The organism is Cedecea sp. B1(4), assembly GCF_059414925.1.
Window position 1 is genome coordinate 146972 of sequence record NZ_JCAHMZ010000008.1, and the last position, 19419, is coordinate 166390.

Here is a 19419-nt window from a genome sequence, read left to right on the forward strand (position 1 = left end):
AAAAAAACGCGCCCTTCTCCGCTCAGAGCTAAGGTAAAAACCAATTTATCCCCTCTCCCTTTCAGGGAGAGGGTTAGGGTAAAAATCAATGTACGCTCTTCGCCTGCGCCACGATCTGTTCGTAATTCTCAGGCATCGGCTCATACGGCGTTTCGCTCGACGTCGGTTGCTCAGACTTCAGCGCCTTAAGCGCAGTTTTCAGCGAGAACCAGCCGAGCACCACAACCACCACCATAAAGAAGATGGTCAGCCCCGCATCCAGGCGGTTGTTAAACACCAACTGGCTGAGCTGCGACTGCGTGTACTGCGCCGGAATATTACCGCTGTCGATCATCGCCTGGAACTTATTGGCGATGGCGAGGAAGCCCACTTTTGCATCCGAGCTGAACGCTTTCTGCCAGCCTGCGGTTAACGTGCACACCAGCAGCCAGGCGGTCGGCATCAGCGCCACCCAGGCATAGCGCTGCTTCTTCATTTTGAACAGTACAACAGCGCACAGCATCAGCGCCATGCCCGCCAGCATCTGGTTGGCGATACCGAACAGCGGCCACAGCGTGTTAATGCCGCCCAGCGGATCAACCACGCCCTGATGCAGGAAGTAACCCCAGGCGAGCACACAAAGCCCGGTGGCAAGCAGGTTGGCCGGCAGCGAATCCGTCCGTTTCAGTCCCGGAGAGATTACGCCCAGCAGATCCTGCAGCATAAAACGTGCTGCACGAGTCCCGGCATCCACCGCCGTCAGGATAAACAGCGCTTCAAACAGGATGGCAAAGTGGTACCAGAACGAGACGTCCATCAGCCCGCCGAGCGCGCCGTGCAGAATATACGCCATGCCAACGGCCAGCGTTGGTGCCCCACCAGCGCGGGAAATGATGCTCTGTTCGCCCACTTCGTTGGCGATGTTGGTCAGCGTTTCCGGGGTGATATGGAAGCCCCACCCGCTCACCACCTGCGCGGCAGAAGCGACGACATCCGCCGTGCCAGCTGGCGCCAATACCGCCATCGGGCTGTTCATCGCGAAGTACACGCCCGGATCGATGATACAGGCTGCCACCAGCGCCATGATCGCCACAAAGGACTCCATCAGCATGCCGCCGTAGCCAATGAAGCAGGCTTGATTTTCGTTCGCCAGCATTTTTGGCGTGGTGCCGGAAGCAATCAGCGCGTGGAAGCCGGAAACGGCCCCACAGGCGATGGTGATAAACAGGAACGGGAACAGATCCCCGCTCCAGACCGGGCCCGTGCCATCAATGAATTTTGTTAATGATGGCATTTGCAGCGTCGGACGCATGATCAAAATGCCGATAGCCAGCCCGATGATGGTGCCGATTTTCAGGAATGTGGAGAGATAATCACGCGGGGCCAGCAGCAGCCATACCGGCAGCACCGAGGCCACAAAACCGTACCCTACCAGCATCCAGGTGAGCTGCACGCCCGTAAAATCAAAGTACGGCGCCCAGGTCGGGCTCTCCGCTACCCAGCCGCCGGAAATAATGGCAAACACCAGCATCACCAGGCCAATCACCGACACTTCGCCGATACGCCCCGGGCGCAAATAGCGAATGTAGACGCCCATAAACAGCGCCAGCGGAATGGTAAAGGCCACGGTGTAAGTCCCCCACGGGCTGTGGGTTAACGCCTTCACCACGATCATTGCCAGCACGGCGAGGATAATCACCATGATCATAAAGCAGGCGACCAGTGCGATAACCCCCGCAGTATTGCCCATTTCTTCTTTAACTAACTCCCCCAGCGAACGCCCGTTGCGACGCGTGGAGACAAACAACACCATAAAGTCCTGTACGGCGCCCGCCAGTACCACGCCTGCCAGCAGCCAAAGCATGCCCGGCAGGTAACCCATTTGCGCGGCCAGCACCGGTCCCACCAGCGGCCCCGCCCCGGCGATGGCGGCAAAGTGGTGGCCAAACAGCACTTTTTTATCCGTTGGGACGTAATCAAGGCCGTCATTGTTTCGCACGGCCGGCGTCATGCGAGTGGCATCCACCGTTAGCACGCGTTTAGCGATAAACAAACCGTAGTAACGATAGGCAATCAGGTAGATACAAACTGAGGCAATAACAATCCACAGCGCATTTATCTGTTCACCGCGATTCAGTGCGATGTAGCCGAGGGCGAATGCGCCGATCAAAGCAAGCACGACCCAGACGAGGTGTTTCCCAAATCTATCCATCAATTTTGTCCGTTTTCTAAGTGGATACCGAGAGTTGTTACATTTTGTTTCTAGCCTGGAATAGCGGTTCTCACAATCGGAAGAGGGCAAAACACGGGGCATTTACCTCAGTTTGTTAATGAGATCACCTAAATATGTATCAGAACCGTAACAGTGGAAGGTCAATTGTGGAGCATCAGGTTAATGAATGATTGATACGGGGAGTAATAACCAGGGCTGATTAATTAGCGGCTTTAATAGGTTCAAAAATGCAATTGATAAAGACATTGATAATTGTTTTCATTTGCAATAGCGTGTTTCCGCACTTTCAACTCCAGGCACTTTTGCCGCGTCCTTCCTCGTTTGGGAAAGGAACTTAAGGGACGCAGGCGGTGACACTCAGGATAAATAATGAACAATACATTATCGTACTCCCTCGCCACACTGGTGAGTCTGGGCCTCTACGGCACCGCTTTTTCAGCGGCAGCAGCAGAGGCAACCCCCGCTGAAAACGAAGACACGCTCGTCGTCACCGCAGCCCAGCAAACGCTGCAGGCACCCGGCGTGTCGGTGATTACTTCCGACGAATTAAAGAAGCACCCGGTCGCGCGCGATGTCTCTGAAATCATTCGCACCATGCCGGGAGTTAACCTGACCGGCAACTCCACCAGCGGGCAGCGCGGCAATGGCCGCCAGATCGACATTCGCGGTATGGGGCCAGAAAACACGCTGATCCTGGTTGACGGTAAACCCGTCACCAGCCGCAATTCAGTGCGCCTGGGCTGGCGCGGCGAGCGTGATACCCGCGGCGATGCCTCCTGGGTTCCACCGGAAATGATCGAACGCATTGAGGTCCTGCGCGGCCCGGCAGCAGCCCGCTACGGCAATGGGGCGGCAGGAGGCGTGGTGAATATCATCACCAAACGCAGCAGCAACGAGTTCCACGGCAGCTGGAACACCTATTTCAATGCCCCGGAGCACAAAGATGAAGGCGCAACGAAACGCACCAACTTCAGCCTAACCGGGCCGCTCGGTGACGACGTGAGTTTCCGCCTCTACGGCAACCTCGATAAAACGCAGGCGGACGCCTGGGACATCAACCAGGGGCACCAGTCACTGCGCACCGGGTCTTACGTCAACACGCTGCCAGCGGGCCGCGAAGGCGTTATCCATAAAGACCTGAACGGAATGATCCGCTGGGAATTTGCCCCGATGCAGGCGCTGGAGTTTGAAACTGGCTACAGTCGCCAGGGGAATCTCTATTCAGGTGATACACAAAATACGAATACCAGCCAGTTGGTGAAGGACAACTACGGCAAAGAGACCAATCGCCTCTACCGCCAGACCTATGCCGTGACCTGGACCGGCGGCTGGGATAACGGCGTCACCACCAACACTTATGCGCAATACGAACACACCCGTAACTCGCGCATGAATGAGGGCCTGGCTGGCGGCACGGAGGGGATTTTCTCCAACAGCCAGTTCTCAGATATCGATCTCAGCGATGTCATGCTGCACAGCGAAGCAAGCATTCCGTTTACCCTGCTGGTGAATCAAAACCTCACCGTCGGTAGCGAATGGAATCAGCAGCGCATGAAAGACGGCACCTCCAACACCCAGTCGTTAAGCGAAGGCGGGCCGATTCCGGGGCTCTCATCCGCTGGCCGAAGCCCTTATTCCAAAGCTGAGATCTTCTCTCTGTTTGCCGAAAACAATATGGAGCTAACCAGCAGCACCATGCTGACGCCGGGTCTTCGGTTCGATCATCACTCCATCGTGGGGGATAACTGGAGCCCGTCGCTGAATCTGAGTCAGGAATTGGTGGAAGACTTGACGCTGAAACTCGGTATTGCCCGGGCTTATAAAGCACCAAGTCTGTATCAGACCAACCCGAACTACATTCTTTACAGCCGCGGTCAGGGCTGTGCGGCCAGCGGCGGGGCGTGTTATCTGATGGGGAATGAGGATCTGAAAGCCGAAACCAGCGTCAACAAAGAAATTGGCCTGGAGTTCAAGCGTGACGGCTATCAGGCCGGGATCACCTGGTTCCGGAACGACTATCGCAACAAAATTGAATCCGGCTATTCACCTATTGCCTCTAACAGCAAAAAAACCGACATCTACCAGTGGGGCAACGTGCCTAAAGCGGTGGTGGAAGGTCTTGAAGGCACGATTAATCTGCCGCTGACGGAGAGCGTAAGCTGGAATAACAACCTGACTTACATGCTGCAAAGTAAAAATAAGGAAACCGGCGATCGCCTGTCGATCATCCCTGAATACACGCTTAACTCCACGCTAAGCTGGCAGGTTCGCCCGGACATTTCGCTGCAAAGCACCCTGACGTGGTACGGCAAACAGACACCGAAGAAGTACAACTATAAGGGAGATCCTGTCACCGGCAGCGACACCAACGAGGTCAGCCCCTATAGCATCCTTGGCATGAGCGCGACCTGGGACGCGACCAAAAACGTCAGCTTCACCGCCGGGATCGACAACCTGCTGGATAAGCGCCACTGGCGCGCGGGTAACGCCCAGACCACCGGAAATGACACGACCAAGTCCTACATGTACGGCGCTGGCGCGGAGACCTACAACGAGCCAGGCCGCACGTACTACATGAGCGTCAATACGCACTTCTAAGCTCGGTTCGGGAGGCTAATAAGCCTCCCAAATTGATCGCCAACGGCCGAAAAACAGAGAAGACAATTTATTGTCTGCTATTAGACCGAAATTTAGATTTTTTTAGGGCTAATAGCCCGACTAAACGCTTCCCTTCTTTATTGCCTTTCCGGTGAAAAAATCGCTTGATGCCCGTTCATAAGAAAATGTTATAGTCGAAAAATCACCCAAAAAAAGACAGACAACATAATTTTCAACAAGGAGTTACCTCTGATGGCTCAAGCATTATCCCTCGAAGGCTTTTTAACCTCAGTACAGTCCCGCGATCCGCACCAGGTAGAATTCGCTCAGGCGGTTCGCGAAGTGATGAGCACGCTGTGGCCGTTTCTGGAAAACAATCCGCAATACCGCCAGCAGGCGCTGCTCGAACGTCTGGTTGAGCCAGAGCGCGTGATTCAGTTCCGCGTCGCCTGGGTGGACGACAACAATCAGGTACAGGTGAACCGGGCCTGGCGCGTGCAGTTCAACTCGGCCATTGGCCCGTTCAAAGGCGGAATGCGCTTCCACCCTTCCGTTAATCTGTCGATCCTCAAATTCCTCGGCTTTGAACAAATCTTTAAAAACGCCCTCACCACGCTACCGATGGGCGGCGGCAAAGGCGGCAGCGACTTTAATCCGAAGGGCAAAAGCGAAGGCGAAATCATGCGTTTTTGCCAGGCGCTGATGCTGGAACTTTATCGCCACCTTGGTCCGGACACCGACGTCCCGGCGGGGGATATCGGCGTTGGTGGTCGCGAAGTCGGCTACATGGCGGGAATGATGAAAAAGCTTTCCAACAACACCGCCTGCGTGTTTACCGGCAAAGGGCTGTCGTTCGGCGGCAGTCTGATCCGCCCGGAAGCGACCGGCTACGGCCTGATCTACTTCACCGATGCCATGCTGCAGCGCCACGGCCTGGGCTTTGAAGGCCTGCGCGTGGCGGTTTCCGGCTCCGGCAACGTCGCTCAGTATGCGATTGAAAAAGCCATGTCGCTCGGCGCTCGCGTGGTCACGGCGTCTGACTCCAACGGCACCGTGGTAGATGAAGCAGGCTTTAACGCAGAGAAACTGGCCCGCCTGTGCGAAATCAAAGCCAGCCGCGATGGCCGCGTCGCCGACTATGCCCGAGAGTTTGGCCTGACTTATCTGGAAGGCCAGCAGCCGTGGAGCGTGCCGGTCGATATCGCTCTGCCTTGTGCAACACAGAACGAGCTGGACGTCGAGGCGGCCCAAACGCTTATCGCCAACGGCGTGAAGGCGGTAGCCGAAGGGGCAAATATGCCAACCACAATTGCTGCGACGGATCTGTTTGTGGAAGCTGGCGTGCTGTTCGCGCCGGGTAAAGCGGCAAACGCAGGCGGTGTAGCGACGTCCGGGCTGGAAATGGCGCAGAATGCGGCCCGTCTGAGCTGGAAGGCCGAAAAAGTAGATATTCGCCTGCACCACATCATGCTTGATATTCATCAGGCCTGCGTGGATTACGGTGGCGAAGGAAAACAAACCCAGTACGTTCGAGGCGCGAACATCGCCGGGTTCGTAAAAGTCGCGGACGCGATGCTGGCTCAGGGCGTGCTGTAACTTGCAGGGTGAGGGCCTTCGCCCTCACCTTCTCTAACTACAAGCTAAGCTTCATCTCGTATTGCCGAACCTTATCCAGGGTAAAGCCGCTGCCTAAAAACACCGGCGAAACGGTTTCGGGCAGGCTGGGAATAGTCACTAATCCAGGGAACTGGCGCTGAAGTAAAGCCAGCAGCTTTTTTGCCTTCCCCGAACGTCGCGCATGCGGCTCAACAAACAGCCCTCTGAGCTTCGGTATTTCGCCGGGAACGACCATCGCATAAGCCACTTCATCCAGTACAAAAGCCTTACCGGGCAGCTTATACAGCGTTTCAGCCGCGCAGAGCCACGGCAGCGGCGCATCGTTAGCGGCCATCATTCTATGGGTCATTTGCAGCGGATCGATTTCCAGCAGTTCGCCGTCAGCCTCACCTTCAGGCACGCCGGGGGACTGGAAGCCCACCAGCGTTTGCTGAGGCACAAAGCCCATTCGCTCATAGAGCGACAGCCCGCCTTCGTTGCCTAAAATCACTTCCAGATAAAATTGCTTATCACCGCGTGCTCGCGCGGCATCAATAAGCTGCTGAATGAAGATCTTGCCTAAACCCTGCCCACGCAGCTCCGGGCGAATCGCAAACGCGGCCAGGCGGCAGGTTTGCCCGCGTCGGGTTACCAGCGCCATCGCTTTGGGCTCTCCACGGTAAAGCCAGACAGGGCTGTCGCCAGGGAAAAGATCTTCTGAGGCAAAACGCCAGCCGAACGTTTCCCCTTCCAGACGAAAAGGCACCACGTACTGTTCAAAACAGTGGGTTAATATCTCTGCCAGCTGAAAGCTGTTCCAGTTCAGCGCGGGTTTACTCACAATCTCGTGCCGCATACTCTCTCCCGTTTTAAGCAATTATTATTCTCCGGAAGATAATTTTTAGCACAGCTACGGCATCAGAATGTAGCTTCCTGTGCAGGAGTCGCTGTGTTATTCAACGGCTTAATGCGAAACCACGGCAGGCAAAGTTGAATGAGAGGCCCGATAGCTAACGCATAAAGCACGGTGCCCACGCCAAAACTGCCGCCCATCAACCAGCCGGAGATCAGTACGGTCACTTCGATGGCGGTACGCACGCTGCGCACCGACCAGCCCGTTCTGGCATGGATCCCGGTCATCAGGCCATCACGTGGCCCGGCCCCAAAACCTGCGCCGATATACATGCCCGTCGCAAGAGCATTCACTACCAAAGCACCAACCAGCAAAACGGAACGCGCAACAAGCGATTCCAGCGGCGGCATTAGCGCCAGCGTGGCATCCGCCGCCAGCCCCAACACAATCACGTTACTGATGGTGCCAAGGCCTGGACGCTGGCGCAGCGGGATCCACAGCAGCAACACCAGCGCCCCCACAATAATCATCACCAGGCCAAAGTTGAGCGAGAATAACCTCGCCACGCCGAGGTGGAAAACGTTCCACGGGTCCGCGCCCAGATCGGCACGCACGAACATGGCGGTTGAAATGCCGTAAAAGACCAGGCCGGTATAAAGCTGCAGCAGGCGACGAGCCATCATGACAAAGATCCTCAGTGTGTTTTTATGGCTATACCCTCTCGCAAAATGGACTTAGTATTAAGGTCCAGTTATCAGAAAGTGGACTGCTATGACGCTGCGCAGAATCGGAATTTCATCTTTAACCCGCCTGCTGGGCCACTGGCATCAGGCATCATCCCGGTCGCCGGTCTATCGCCAACTGGCGGACGGACTGCGGCTGCTGATCCTCGATGGGCGCCTGCCGCTCGACAGCAGGCTGCCGGGGGAAAGAGAGCTTTCTGGCGCGCTGGGCGTGAGCCGTACCACGGTGGCCTCCGCGCTGGCGCAGCTCCGGGAGGAAGGGTATCTGCTGAGCCGCCAGGGTTCAGGCTCCGTCACCATGCTGCCCGAAAGCAGCCCGGCCATCTCCCCTTTACCCGGCAATGCCCCGGTGTTGGATCTCTCCACCGCCGCCCTCAGCGCCGGGCCGGAAATTCATCGGGCCTATTCCACCGCGCTCACTTTCCTGCCGGAACATTTGTCCTCAACCGGCTATGACAGCCAGGGCTTACCGGAGCTGAGAGAAGCGATTGCGCGGCATTATGCGTCCCGAGGGTTACCCACCACGCCTGACCAAATCATGGTGGTCAACGGTGCCGTCAGCGGCCTGGGGTTGATCTTGCGCCTATTCACCGGCCCGGGCGATCGCGTGGTCGTTGACCATCCTACGTATCCGATGGCGTTGGCGGCGATTCGCGGAGCCTCCTGCCGCCCTGTGCCGGTCAGCCTGCCCGCCAGCGGCTGGGATGTTGACGGTTTAGCGGCGACTATCGCCCAGACTTCTCCCCGGCTGGCTTACTTGATTCCAGATTTCCATAACCCAACAGGCCGCTGTATGGACGCGGCCACGCGCCAAAGGGTGAACGAGATAGCCGCCCGCAGCCACACCACGCTGGTGGTGGACGAAACGATGGCCGATCTCTGGTTTGACGCACCGCCCCCTCCTCCCCTGGCGGCTTTTGGTCCGGAAGAACACACCATCTCGCTCGGCTCCGCCGGGAAAAGTTTCTGGGGCGGGCTACGCCTCGGCTGGATAAGGGCTTCAGGCAAAACCATCAGTTCGCTGATACAAATACGCAATACCTTTGATTTAGGGACGCCTTTGCTGGAACAGCTGGCCGCCACACAATTGTTTACCGACGCGGCGCAGTTCTTGCCTCAGCGCAGAGAGATGCTCCGCCAACGCTGCGAAACCAGCTTCGCCACGATGCAAACGCTGTTCCCGGACTGGCAAACATCTCCCCCGGAAGGCGGGCTGTCGTGGTGGGTGGAACTACCGAAGCCGCTGGCCACGATTTTTGCCGCCGCCGCCGAGAGTCAGGGCATTCGGATCGGTGCCGGGCCAAGGTTTGGGGTCGAAGGGGCTTTTGAGCGCTTTTTACGCCTTCCGTTCAGCCTTGAACCCCCTGAGATGCAGCTTGCCCTGCAGCGGCTGCAGCCGCTCTGGCATCACCTGGCGGCAACAAGAAATGAAAGTCTGCGGGGAATGGTATTTTAACAAGCGAAATATTTCCCTCTAAAATAAAAGAGGGAAATATTATTCTGTAAGGATAGCAATAAGACGATGCAATAAATTAGTTTTGTGAAATTCTTGGAATAGCGAACCCTTTTAGGGTGATGGTGAAATGTTCACCCTCTTTTTTAATACTGGCCCCGGTATCACACCAGTCTGAAGCGATGCGGAAAAACTCATCACTGCCAATATTCCAGCCCAGTTTCACTTTTTTCAGGTAGCCCGAACGCAATAACTCACAGGCTTGCTGATAGCTGTAGGCGGTACTGTCAGTACCGGCGTTCATTTTTTCTTCTTCAGCAGTTTACGCAATGCCTTGATCTCACGATCGTTTAATGGCGACACGCGAGCCTCAGAAGTATGCTGGCTGTCCACATCATCTTCATCGACGCCCACATCGCTGTCGAGATTATCAAAGGCTTTGGACAGAAGCCTCTCCGTTACGCTTGCCAGGGTTTCACTATTCTCTTCCGCATAGTGACGAATCTTCTCTTTTAACTCGATGCTTATTTTTACGTTCAGCGTAGCCGTCGTCATTGCAAATCCTTAGTGCTTAAACAGAGGTTTGTGTTTAATACTATAGAGAATAAATAAGATCCAGCCAGTGCGATAAATTTAATATTTCTGTCATAATTCAAATACCCGTAAAATATATCCGGTTTATTTCTTTACAAAGGCGGTAGCCTTCGCTTTACCGGCGTGCTTTTGACGATTGACGTATTGCACTGGGCAAATTCAGTCAGCCCATTAAGAATATCATCCAGTTGCCCCACCGAACGAAGCGCCAGGCGAATAATAAAGCAGTCTTCTCCGGTAATGTTGTCACATTCGATGCATTCTGGAATGGCATGAATCATCTTTTCTACTTTCTGTAGCATACCCGGCAGAGGCTTCATGCGAACCAGCGCCTGCATGGTGTAGCCCAGGGCCTGCAAGTTTGTATTCATGGTGTAGCCGTTGATCACGCCGCGTTCCTCAAGGCGTTTCACTCTTTCTGCCGTACTCGGTGAAGAAAGCCCGATTTTACCGCTCAGCACTTTCAACGAAATGCGGGCATCTGCCGTAAGAACAGCCAGGATATGCCTGTCTATTTCATCGAGAAGGGAATGACTCATTTTTATCTCATTTATAAAGGCAAAAGATTGGAATGCGCTAATTTTACCACTTCAACGCCCCGGCCACAGTGCCCAGAATAAAGCTCTTTATTCTGGAGAGACAAAATGACTCGTGAGATAAGAACCGGCAGCCTGCAAATGATTGCGGCGATGCTCATCTCCGGCACTATCGGCGCACTGGTAGTGTTTTCTCAGCAACCTGTCACCAACGTTGTGTTTTGGCGCTGCGTCTTTGCCGCTATCACGCTGTTCATCCTGGGCCTGATGAGCGGTAACTGGCGCAGCCATTTGAACCGCAGGGTTGTTTTGATTGCTGCCCTGAGCGGCGTGGCGCTGGTCATCAACTGGCTGCTGTTGTTCGCCGCCTATTCACGAACGTCCATTGGCCTTGCCACAGTGCTCTACAATACGCAGCCGCTGATGCTGGTCGGGATGGGCGTTTTTATCCTGAAAGAGAAAGTCAGCCGCAGCAAATGGCTTTGGCTGGGCGCGTCATTTGCCGGCATGCTGCTGGTGTTTTCTAGCGGGTTTAACCATGGCGGCAGCAACGGCTGGCTTACCGGGATTGCGATGGCGCTGGGTGCCGCGTTCTTTTATGCCCTGACGGCGCTGATTATTCGCCAGCTAAAAGGCGTGCCCGCGCAGCAAATTGCTCTTGTTCAGGTGGCCGTCGGAACGCTGATGCTGCTGCCGCTGGTCGATTTCCAGCAGCGCATGACGTTCACGCATTGGGGGATTGTTGCCACGCTGGGCATACTCCATACCGGCATGATGTACCAGTTGCTGTACGGCGCGATTCAAAAGTTGCCGACGTCGATTACCGCCTCGCTCTCGTTTATCTACCCGATTGTGGCGGTGGTCGTGGATCGCTTTGTCTTTCATCACAGCCTGAGCCCGATTCAGTTTTTCGGCGGCGCAATGATTTTGCTGGCAGCGGCTGGGATCAACTTAGGATGGGGAGAAAAGCGCAGGACTAAAACATTGCTGGCTAAGGGGTAGCCAGAATTGGGTGGGGGCCCTGCCAGCTACATCCCGGCACACACGTCGCCTGCTGCGGCTGCTTCCTTCCGGACCTGACCGAGTTCACAAGTTAGTGTTGCGGGAGAACCAACAGGGCCCCCATTGAGAGCGTTGTTATCCAACGCGCTGGCGCATTATCCACATCCCTCCCGCGAATTGCAAGCCAGCGGCGGTCAGGTGTTGGTTTATTGCGCATCAACGGTTTAACTTGGTGCTTTCTCCGTCGCCGATTATCCTTAGAAGCGATTTTGCCAGGAGTTCTCTATGGATAAGCACGATTCCTTTCCGCAGCGGGTTTACCAAATTGTTGCCGCCATTCCTGAAGGTTACGTTACCACCTACGGTGAAATTGCCGCGCTTGCCGGGTCACCCCGGGCTGCCCGCCAGGTGGGTGGCGTGCTCAAGCGTCTGCCCGAAGGTAGCCGTTTACCGTGGCATCGGGTGGTGAACCGGCAAGGTGTGATTTCACTGACAGGACCCGATCTCCAGCGTCAGCGCCAGGCGCTGCTTTCTGAAGGAGTGATGGTGTCAGGTGACGGCCATATTGATATGCTGCGTTACCGCTGGAAATATTAAAACGCCCCCAATTTGGGGGCGTTTCGCTTTAGTAAGTTGTTGGCGCAGGCACCGCTGAAGATGGCGTGACCTGAGTCGGCGAGGTGGATGGCACTGTTGTTGCCGCCCCACCGCCTTGCTGAAGTGGAATCGCCGTATTTTGTACCGGCACCAGCGTCAGGTCGGCCTTCGTCCCCCCCTGGTTTATCACCGGCTGGAAGGTATCGGTGATAAACATCAGCTTACCGTCAACGGTGATGGCGGCACTCAGCAGGATACGCGCGTTCGGCTGAATATCAGCCGGGTTGAACGGAATCACGAAGCTGAAAGGCGCCTGTTTACCTTCGGTACGCGTAACTTTCTGGGCAATGACTTTCGAAGGGGCATCGGCCAGTGAAGCGTCAGAGACAGTCACCGTCAGCACGGCATCTGGCGGCAGAGCAACCCGCTGACGGATCCATGCCGTACCGGAGACATTAGGCATTGCGATGTTAGATTGCTGGGCAGATGCGGCTCCGGCGGATGCGCTCGGCGCAGGAGTAGGCACATCAGCACTCTTGTGTGCACAACCTGCAACAGCAACCGCGATAGCCAAAGCACTTAACATAGGCACAAGTTTCATTGATTTTTTCTCCTTATTATCAATGTCGCGCCGGGGACTAACCCCGTTGAAAAACGCGCTTAACGGCTTAAGTGTGGCACAGATCACTGAATTCTGCTGAAAACCAGGAATGTTCCCAGCATCCGTGCATCAAATACGCTGTTTACGGGCATGTTATAATCGAGAAAATTCGCAGCATTCCCTTTTATTGAGGACATTTTATGAGTCAGGCGCTCAGCAATTTATTGGCGTTACTTAACCTGGAAAAAATTGAAGAGGGATTGTTCCGTGGCCAAAGCGAGGATTTAGGCCTGCGTCAGGTGTTTGGTGGGCAAGTGGTCGGCCAGGCGCTTTACGCTGCTAAAGAAACCGTACCGGAAGAGCGCCTTGTTCACTCTTTCCACAGCTATTTTTTACGCCCGGGCGACAGCCAAAAGCCCATTATTTATGACGTAGAAACCCTGCGCGACGGCAACAGTTTTAGCGCCCGCCGCGTTGCTGCTGTGCAGAACGGCAAGCCGATTTTCTATATGACCGCGTCATTCCAGGCCCCTGAATCTGGCTATGAGCACCAGAAAGAGATGCCCCCAGCGCCAAAACCGGATGGCCTGCCGTCCGAAACGGACATCGCCCGCTCGCTGGAGAAATTCCTCCCACCGCATGCGAAAGAGAAGTTTCTTAGCGAAAAGCCGCTGGAAATTCGCCCGGCCGTATTCCACAACCCGCTGAAAGGCCACGTCGATCAGCCGGCTCGCCAGGTCTGGATCCGCGCGAACGGCAACATGCCGCAGGATCTGCGCGTGCATCAGTATCTGCTCGGCTATGCATCCGACTTCAATTTCTTGCCGGTCGCCCTACAGCCGCATGGCGTTGGTTTCCTGGAACCGGGGATGCAGGTCGCGACTATCGATCACTCAATGTGGTTCCATCGTCCGTTCGACATGAACGAATGGCTGCTGTACAGCGTGGAAAGCACCTCCGCGTCGAGCGCTCGCGGTTTTGTCCGTGGAGAGTTTTATACGCAGGATGGCGTGCTGGTCGCGTCGACGGTTCAGGAAGGCGTCATGCGCCATCGCGGGTAGTTAACGCAGAAATAAAAAAACCACCTGCATAACAGGTGGCATTCAGAGAGAAGTAAAACCTCGTCCAAACGGACGAGGTTTTGATAATGAATCAGTTGTTGTACGCGTTTTCGCCGTGGCTGTTCACATCCAGGCCTTCGCGTTCCTGCTCTTCTGGAACACGCAGACCTACGGTCAGGTCAGCAATCTTGAACGCGATGAACGCCACCACGCCAGACCAGACAATGGTAATTGCCACGCTTTCAAGCTGAACCAGAAGCTGATGCCCCATAGTTACGCCTTCTGCATAACCCACGCCGCCCAGAGAAGTTGCCGCAAAGATACCGGTCATGATGCAGCCGATGATGCCGCAGACGCCGTGCACGCCGAACACATCACATGGGTCATCCACGTTCAGCCATTTTTTCAGCGTCGTCACGCCCCACAGACCAGCCAGACCAACAACCAGACCAATCAGCAGCGCACCGCCCACGCCAACGTATCCACACGCCGGGGTAATACCCACCAGACCCGCGATAGCACCGGAACAGGCACCCAGCAGAGAAGGTTTACCGCGCAGCGCCCACTCGCCAAAGACCCAGGAGAGAATCGCCGCCGCAGTGGCGACAACGGTGTTCACGAACGCCAGTGCAGCGATTTCGTTGGCCGCACTTGCAGAACCGGCGTTGAAACCGAACCAGCCGAAGTAGAGGATTGCGGTGCCGATAAACACCATTGGCAGGTTGTGCGGCTTGAACGCTTCTTTGCCGAAGCCAACGCGTTTACCCACAAGGTAAGCACCTACTAAGCCAGCAACAGCGGCGTTAATGTGCACCACGGTACCGCCCGCGAAGTCCAGCGCGCCGTGCGTAGCCAGAATACCGCCGCCCCAGACCATGTGCGCAATTGGCACATAAGAGAGCGTCAGCCAGACGGCAGCAAAAATTACCACTGCAGAGAAGCGCACGCGTTCGGAGAGAGACCCTACCACCAGTCCAACGGTAATACAGGCGAAAGAGCCCTGGAACGCCACATGAATATACTGATAGAAAGTGCCCATCAGCGCTTTCAGCTGGATATTTTTCAGCATCACCCAGTCAAAGCTACCGAAGAAGTTATTGCCGGTGCCAAACGCCAGACTATAGCCATACACGACCCACAGCACGCAAACCAGGGCGAAGGTGACGGAGATTTGCGTCAGCATCGACAGCACGTTTTTAGAGCGAATCAGACCGCCGTAAAACAGCGCAAGGCCTGGGATGGTCATAAACAGCACCAGCGCGGTGCATATCATCATAAAGGCGTTGTCGGCTTTGTCCGCGACCGCAGGCGCGTCCGCAGCGAAGGCGAGCGTCGGCAGTAATGCCAGGGCGCCTAAACCAAGGAGTGCAGCTAATTTTTTCATTTTTCCCATCCCAATCAAGGCTTGCCAGCAGTTACAGAGCGGCTTCGTCGGCTTCGCCGGTACGAATACGAATAACGCGTTGCAGTTCTGCAACGAAGATTTTCCCATCACCGATTTTGCCGGTGTAGGCGGCTTTGCTGATCACGTCGATAACTTCATCGAGCTGGTCGTCAGCAATAGCAACATCGATTTTTACTTTCGGCAGAAAGTTGACGCTGTACTCGGCACCACGGTAAAGCTCCGCATGGCCTTTCTGGCGGCCGAAACCTTTAACTTCGGTCACGGTAAGCCCCTGAATACCGATTGAAGAGAGCGCTTCACGCACGTCTTCAAGCTTGAACGGTTTGATTACCACGGTTACCAGCTTCATAAATTCTCTCCACTCAGAATTAGGTCATTACCTGCACGTAGAGAGCAAAGCAAAGCCCATGCCAGGAATAAAAAACCAGGGTTATTCAGCACGTTTTCAGGCTTCAGGCGGGTTACCGGAAAGCCAGATGAAGGCGTCGGATCGGGCGGGATTAGTCTGAAAAGAAAAAACGCACCACTGCAGTGCAGGATGCGTTTTCATTTTGCACCAACGCGGAGAAGCGAAGGTGTTTATGCGACCCGTTGCATGGTTATGGTGCATCAGGCCGTGAGCGATTCTTCCTGTGCGGCGGCGGCCAGTTCCTCACCGGCTAACTGAAGCTGATACATCTGCCAGTAGCGGCCCTGCTGCGCCAGAAGTTCACTGTGCGTACCGCGCTCCACGGCCTGGCCGCGATGCAGCACCAGAATCGTGTCGGCATCAGTGATGGTAGACAAACGGTGGGCAATCACCACCAGGGTTGTGTGCTGACGCACTGCCGCCAGCGCCCGCTGAATAGCCTGCTCGGTGCCAGAGTCGATATTCGCCGTGGCTTCATCGAGGATCAGGATCTGCGGGGCTTCAACCAGCACGCGCGCCAGAGCAAGCAGCTGCTTCTGGCCAACGGAGAGATTGTTCCCCTGCTCGCCCAGGCGGGTATGGATACCTTCCGGCAGCGCTCGCGCCAGTTCGGCCAACTGAACCGTCTCCAGCGCCTGCCAGACCATCTCTTCGCTGATGTCCCGCCCCAGGGTTACGTTGGCAAAGAACGAATCGGCCATCACTACCGGATCCTGCTGCACCATCGCCACGCCGCGGCGCAGCGTTTCATGGCTGAGGGAGTCCAGCGGCCGGCCATCGAGGCGTATTTCGCCTCTCGTTAACGGGTAATAGCCCATCAGCAGGTTGGCCAGGGTGCTTTTTCCGCTGCCGGTATGCCCGACCAGGGCAATAAAGCTACGCGAAGGCACTTCCAGATTAATGTCCTGTAGCACCAGGCGATCGCCACGGTAGGCAAATGAGACGTTGTCGACGCTGATAGCGCCGCTGGCGAGGGGCCGGTTGTCATTGCCGTAATCCTGGCGTTTGCCGTCCATCAGCTCAAACACACGCTCCCCGGCCACCACCGCCTGTTGCAGAATGGATTGCTGGGTGGTCAGCTCAATCAGCGGTTCGTTCAGGCGGCCAAGGTAGTTAATAAAGGCATATAGCACGCCAACTTCGATGGTGCCGCGCGAGGTGAAGCCGAACAGCATCAGCAGGCCACACAGAATCATCGCCGAAAACAGGCTAAGCAGCGGCCGCAGAAGCCAGCCATCAAGCCGCAGGGTTTGCATCCGCGCCAGGTAGTGAGAGCGGCTTGCCTGCCCCATGCGTTCGCCGAAGCGGGCTTGCTGGCGGAACTGCTGAATCACGCTCATGCCGTTGATGACTTCATTAAAGCCGTCGTTGATGTCCGCCAGATAGCTCCGCACCCGGCGCACAATCGGCGTGCTGTAGCGCTGGTAGATAAACATCACGGCGATAACCGCTGGGAAGATGGTGATCGCCACCAGCGCCATGCGCCAGTCGAGCGTGAACATCGCCACCAGCATAGCGCCGATCAGTGCCGCGCTGCGCAGCACCGTTGCCACAACGGTGACATACAGGTCACGGATCACTTCGGTGTCGTTTGTTACGCGCGAGATCAATTGCCCTACCGGCTGCGTGTCAAACGCACTCAGCGGCTGGCGCAGCGCTGCATCCATGACATCGGTACGCAGTTTTTGCACCACACCTACCGCCGCGCGGTTAAACAGCAGCGCCTGAAGGTAGTGCAGCCCGGCAGCGCTAATCGACAACAGGATATAAGCCACCGCCAGCCCGGCCGCGAGGCCAAGCGGCATCTGGTTTTTCGCCACCAGGTTATCAATAAAGTAGCTCACCAGCACAGGGCCACAAACCTCAGCGGCAGCCGCAACCCAGAGCATCAGCATCGCCCCACCCAGCGGTTTGCGCCACGGCGATCCATAAGCTAGCAGGCGTTTAATGGTAGGCCACTGTTGTTTACGACTCATTGGCGATCTCCCTGACATCTTCCTGCCCCGGGGCTTCGTCCAGCGCGGCCTCCAGCTGTTGATAGCGGTACATATCCCGATACCAGCCCGGCTGAGACGCCAGCGCGTCATGGCTGCCACGCTGGGCGATATGTCCGTGCTGCATCACCAGGATCTCGCTAGCTTCCGTTAATGCAGACAGGCGGTGGGCGCTGATAATGACCGTGCGGTGTTCGCCCCACTCGCGCAGGTTGTGCAAAATTTGGTGCTCGGTGCGGCCATCTACTGCGGAAAGCGCATCATCCAGAATAAGGATTTCGGCATCAAGCAGCAGCGCCCTCGCAATAGAGATACGCTGTTTTTGCCCGCCGGAAAGCATGACCCCACGCTCACCCACTTCGGTGTCGTACCCTTGCGGCAAGCGCAGGATATCCTCATGAACGCTGGCCAGGCGAGCGACACGCTCAATGTCCTCCTGGGTGGCACCCGGTTTACCCAGCGCAATGTTGCTGGCCACGGTGTCAGAGAACAGGAACGGCGTCTGGTTCACGATAGCCAGACGGCTTCTCCAGCCGTCAATTTTCAGCGCCGTGAGCGGAATATCGTGGTAGCGAATATCACCCTCTTCCACGTCGAAATGACGCTGGATCAGCGCGAGAATCGTGCTTTTACCGGACCCCGTTGGCCCGCACAGACCAAGCATTTCACCCGGTTTAAGGGTGAAGTTGACGTTTTGCAGCGTCGGCTGAGCTGTCTGCGGGTAGTGGAACTGTCGAATCGAAGCCACCAGTTCAGCCCGCCCTTCCGGCAGCGTTTTATCACCGTCGACCACGCCCGGCTCTTCTTCCAGCATCGCGCGGATACGGCTGTAGGCCGCACTTCCTCGTTCGACAATATTGAACATCCAGGCCAGCGCCAGCATCGGCCAGATCATCAGGCCGAGGTACATCACAAAACTGGTGAGCTGCCCCAGGGTAAGCGAGCCTTCGATAACCATCCAGCTTCCGCCGCCGATGGCTAAAAGGTTTGCGGCCCCAATAGCCACATAAATAGTGGGATCAAAGCGGGCATCAATGCGCGCAACGCGCATGTTTTTCGCCCCGGCATCCTGAGCTTCTGCGGCAAACAGCGCCGACTGCCTGTCTTCAAGGCCGAACGCCTTGATCATGCGGATGCTGGTCATGCTTTCCTGAGTACGATCGTTTAAGGCTGAGAATGCCGCCTGCGCCACTTTGAAGCGATCGTGCAAACGCGCGCCGTCACGTTTAATCACCACGGCCATAATCGGCATCGGCAGAAGCGCCAGCAATGTGAGCTGCCAGCTGATTTGGGTGGACATGACTATCAGCACCGCTAACCCCATGACCAGCGAGTCCACCAGCGTTAGCACCCCTTCCCCCGCGGCGAATACCACGCGATCGACATCGTTAGTCGCGCGCGCCATCAGGTCGCCGGTACGGTGACGGAGATAAAATTCAGGGTGGTGGCGGCTTAGCTGGCGGTAATAGTTTTCCCGCAACTCAACCGCAAGCTGGTAAGACGCCCCGAACAACAGGACGCGCCAGACGTAGCGCACCAGATAAACCACCACGGCAATAAGCAGCATCAGGCCAATCCATATCAGCACCTGCTGAGAGGAGAGACGCTGCTGCACCACGCCATCCACAATCACGCCCACCACTTTTGGCGGCACGAGCTGCAAAATAGCGATGATAATAAGCAATGCCACCGCGCCGAGGTAGCGTCGCCACTCGCGGGTGAAGTACCAGCTTAATTGAGCAAATAATCGCACGAAGTTTAGATC

General features: G+C 56.0%; 17 protein-coding genes and 1 other RNA gene. 6 read left to right on the forward strand and 12 right to left on the reverse strand.

What is annotated here, in order from left to right; translation table 11 throughout:
- Positions 1-85: 85 nt before the first annotated feature.
- Positions 86-2191: a pyruvate/proton symporter CstA gene (gene cstA / locus ACR6JA_RS17840; RefSeq protein ID WP_008454692.1), complete on the reverse strand. Its 2106-nt coding sequence runs from the start codon at positions 2189-2191 to the stop codon at positions 86-88.
- Positions 2192-2581: 390 nt separating this feature from the next.
- Between cstA and ACR6JA_RS17845 the strand changes: the two genes are divergently transcribed.
- Positions 2582-4810: a TonB-dependent siderophore receptor gene (locus ACR6JA_RS17845; protein WP_213713238.1), complete on the forward strand. Its 2229-nt coding sequence runs from the start codon at positions 2582-2584 to the stop codon at positions 4808-4810.
- A gap of 252 nt (positions 4811-5062) precedes the next feature.
- Complete coding sequence (gene gdhA, locus ACR6JA_RS17850) at positions 5063-6406, forward strand: NADP-specific glutamate dehydrogenase (RefSeq protein WP_213713236.1); 1344 nt, start codon at positions 5063-5065, stop codon at positions 6404-6406.
- Positions 6407-6443: 37 nt separating this feature from the next.
- On the opposite strand, the gene ACR6JA_RS17855 is transcribed toward gdhA, so the two are convergent.
- Positions 6444-7262: a GNAT family N-acetyltransferase gene (locus ACR6JA_RS17855; RefSeq protein WP_494494046.1), complete on the reverse strand. Its 819-nt coding sequence runs from the start codon at positions 7260-7262 to the stop codon at positions 6444-6446.
- Between the two features lie 62 nt (positions 7263-7324).
- The gene (gene yczE, locus ACR6JA_RS17860) at positions 7325-7939 is read right to left on the reverse strand and encodes a membrane protein YczE (RefSeq protein ID WP_494494101.1); all 615 of its coding nucleotides are present in this window, start codon (positions 7937-7939) and stop codon (positions 7325-7327) included.
- Between the two features lie 91 nt (positions 7940-8030).
- Between yczE and yczR the strand changes: the two genes are divergently transcribed.
- Positions 8031-9458 carry a MocR-like transcription factor YczR gene (gene yczR, locus ACR6JA_RS17865; protein ID WP_213713232.1) on the forward strand — a complete coding sequence of 476 codons (1428 nt, stop codon included), beginning with the start codon at positions 8031-8033 and terminating at the stop codon, positions 9456-9458.
- A gap of 76 nt (positions 9459-9534) precedes the next feature.
- Here yczR and ACR6JA_RS17870 read toward each other — a convergent pair whose 3' ends face one another.
- The 3 genes from ACR6JA_RS17870 to ACR6JA_RS17880 all read right to left on the reverse strand — a co-directional run bounded on the left by ACR6JA_RS17870 (position 9535) and on the right by ACR6JA_RS17880 (position 10588).
- Positions 9535-9759, reverse strand: a complete 225-nt coding sequence (locus tag ACR6JA_RS17870; RefSeq protein ID WP_008454666.1) for a hypothetical protein — start codon at positions 9757-9759, stop codon at positions 9535-9537.
- Positions 9756-10010, reverse strand: coding sequence for a hypothetical protein (locus ACR6JA_RS17875; protein WP_213713230.1), 255 nt, complete (start codon positions 10008-10010; stop codon positions 9756-9758). Before ACR6JA_RS17875 ends, ACR6JA_RS17870 begins: the two co-directional genes overlap by 4 nt.
- Positions 10011-10141: 131 nt before the next feature.
- Positions 10142-10588, reverse strand: a complete 447-nt coding sequence (locus ACR6JA_RS17880) for an Lrp/AsnC family transcriptional regulator (RefSeq protein WP_213713228.1) — start codon at positions 10586-10588, stop codon at positions 10142-10144.
- Positions 10589-10693: 105 nt separating this feature from the next.
- Here ACR6JA_RS17880 and ACR6JA_RS17885 point away from each other — a divergent pair, with 105 nt between their 5' ends.
- On the forward strand, positions 10694-11587 hold the full coding sequence (locus tag ACR6JA_RS17885; protein ID WP_213713226.1) for a DMT family transporter: 894 nt from the start codon (positions 10694-10696) through the stop codon (positions 11585-11587).
- 17 nt (positions 11588-11604) lie between these two features.
- On the opposite strand, the gene ffs is transcribed toward ACR6JA_RS17885, so the two are convergent.
- An RNA gene (gene ffs, locus ACR6JA_RS17890) (signal recognition particle sRNA small type) lies at positions 11605-11701 on the reverse strand.
- 171 nt (positions 11702-11872) lie between these two features.
- On the opposite strand from ffs, the gene ACR6JA_RS17895 reads away from it, so the two are divergent.
- Positions 11873-12184 carry an MGMT family protein gene (locus tag ACR6JA_RS17895; RefSeq protein WP_039290812.1) on the forward strand — a complete coding sequence of 104 codons (312 nt, stop codon included), beginning with the start codon at positions 11873-11875 and terminating at the stop codon, positions 12182-12184.
- Between the two features lie 28 nt (positions 12185-12212).
- Here the strand turns inward: ACR6JA_RS17895 and ACR6JA_RS17900 are convergent, their stop codons facing one another.
- On the reverse strand, positions 12213-12785 hold the full coding sequence (locus ACR6JA_RS17900; RefSeq protein WP_039300922.1) for a YbaY family lipoprotein: 573 nt from the start codon (positions 12783-12785) through the stop codon (positions 12213-12215).
- A gap of 200 nt (positions 12786-12985) precedes the next feature.
- Here ACR6JA_RS17900 and tesB point away from each other — a divergent pair, with 200 nt between their 5' ends.
- Positions 12986-13846 carry an acyl-CoA thioesterase II gene (gene tesB, locus ACR6JA_RS17905; protein WP_213713224.1) on the forward strand — a complete coding sequence of 287 codons (861 nt, stop codon included), beginning with the start codon at positions 12986-12988 and terminating at the stop codon, positions 13844-13846.
- Positions 13847-13937: 91 nt separating this feature from the next.
- Here the strand turns inward: tesB and amtB are convergent, their stop codons facing one another.
- The 4 genes from amtB to ACR6JA_RS17925 all read right to left on the reverse strand — a co-directional run bounded on the left by amtB (position 13938) and on the right by ACR6JA_RS17925 (position 19407).
- Positions 13938-15230, reverse strand: coding sequence for an ammonium transporter AmtB (gene amtB / locus ACR6JA_RS17910; protein WP_008454653.1), 1293 nt, complete (start codon positions 15228-15230; stop codon positions 13938-13940).
- Positions 15231-15261: 31 nt separating this feature from the next.
- On the reverse strand, positions 15262-15600 hold the full coding sequence (gene glnK / locus ACR6JA_RS17915) for a P-II family nitrogen regulator (RefSeq protein ID WP_002891893.1): 339 nt from the start codon (positions 15598-15600) through the stop codon (positions 15262-15264).
- A gap of 260 nt (positions 15601-15860) precedes the next feature.
- Complete coding sequence (locus ACR6JA_RS17920) at positions 15861-17636, reverse strand: SmdB family multidrug efflux ABC transporter permease/ATP-binding protein (RefSeq protein ID WP_213713222.1); 1776 nt, start codon at positions 17634-17636, stop codon at positions 15861-15863.
- Positions 17626-19407: a SmdA family multidrug ABC transporter permease/ATP-binding protein gene (locus tag ACR6JA_RS17925; RefSeq protein WP_213713220.1), complete on the reverse strand. Its 1782-nt coding sequence runs from the start codon at positions 19405-19407 to the stop codon at positions 17626-17628. Before ACR6JA_RS17925 ends, ACR6JA_RS17920 begins: the two co-directional genes overlap by 11 nt.
- Positions 19408-19419: the final 12 nt, after the last annotated feature.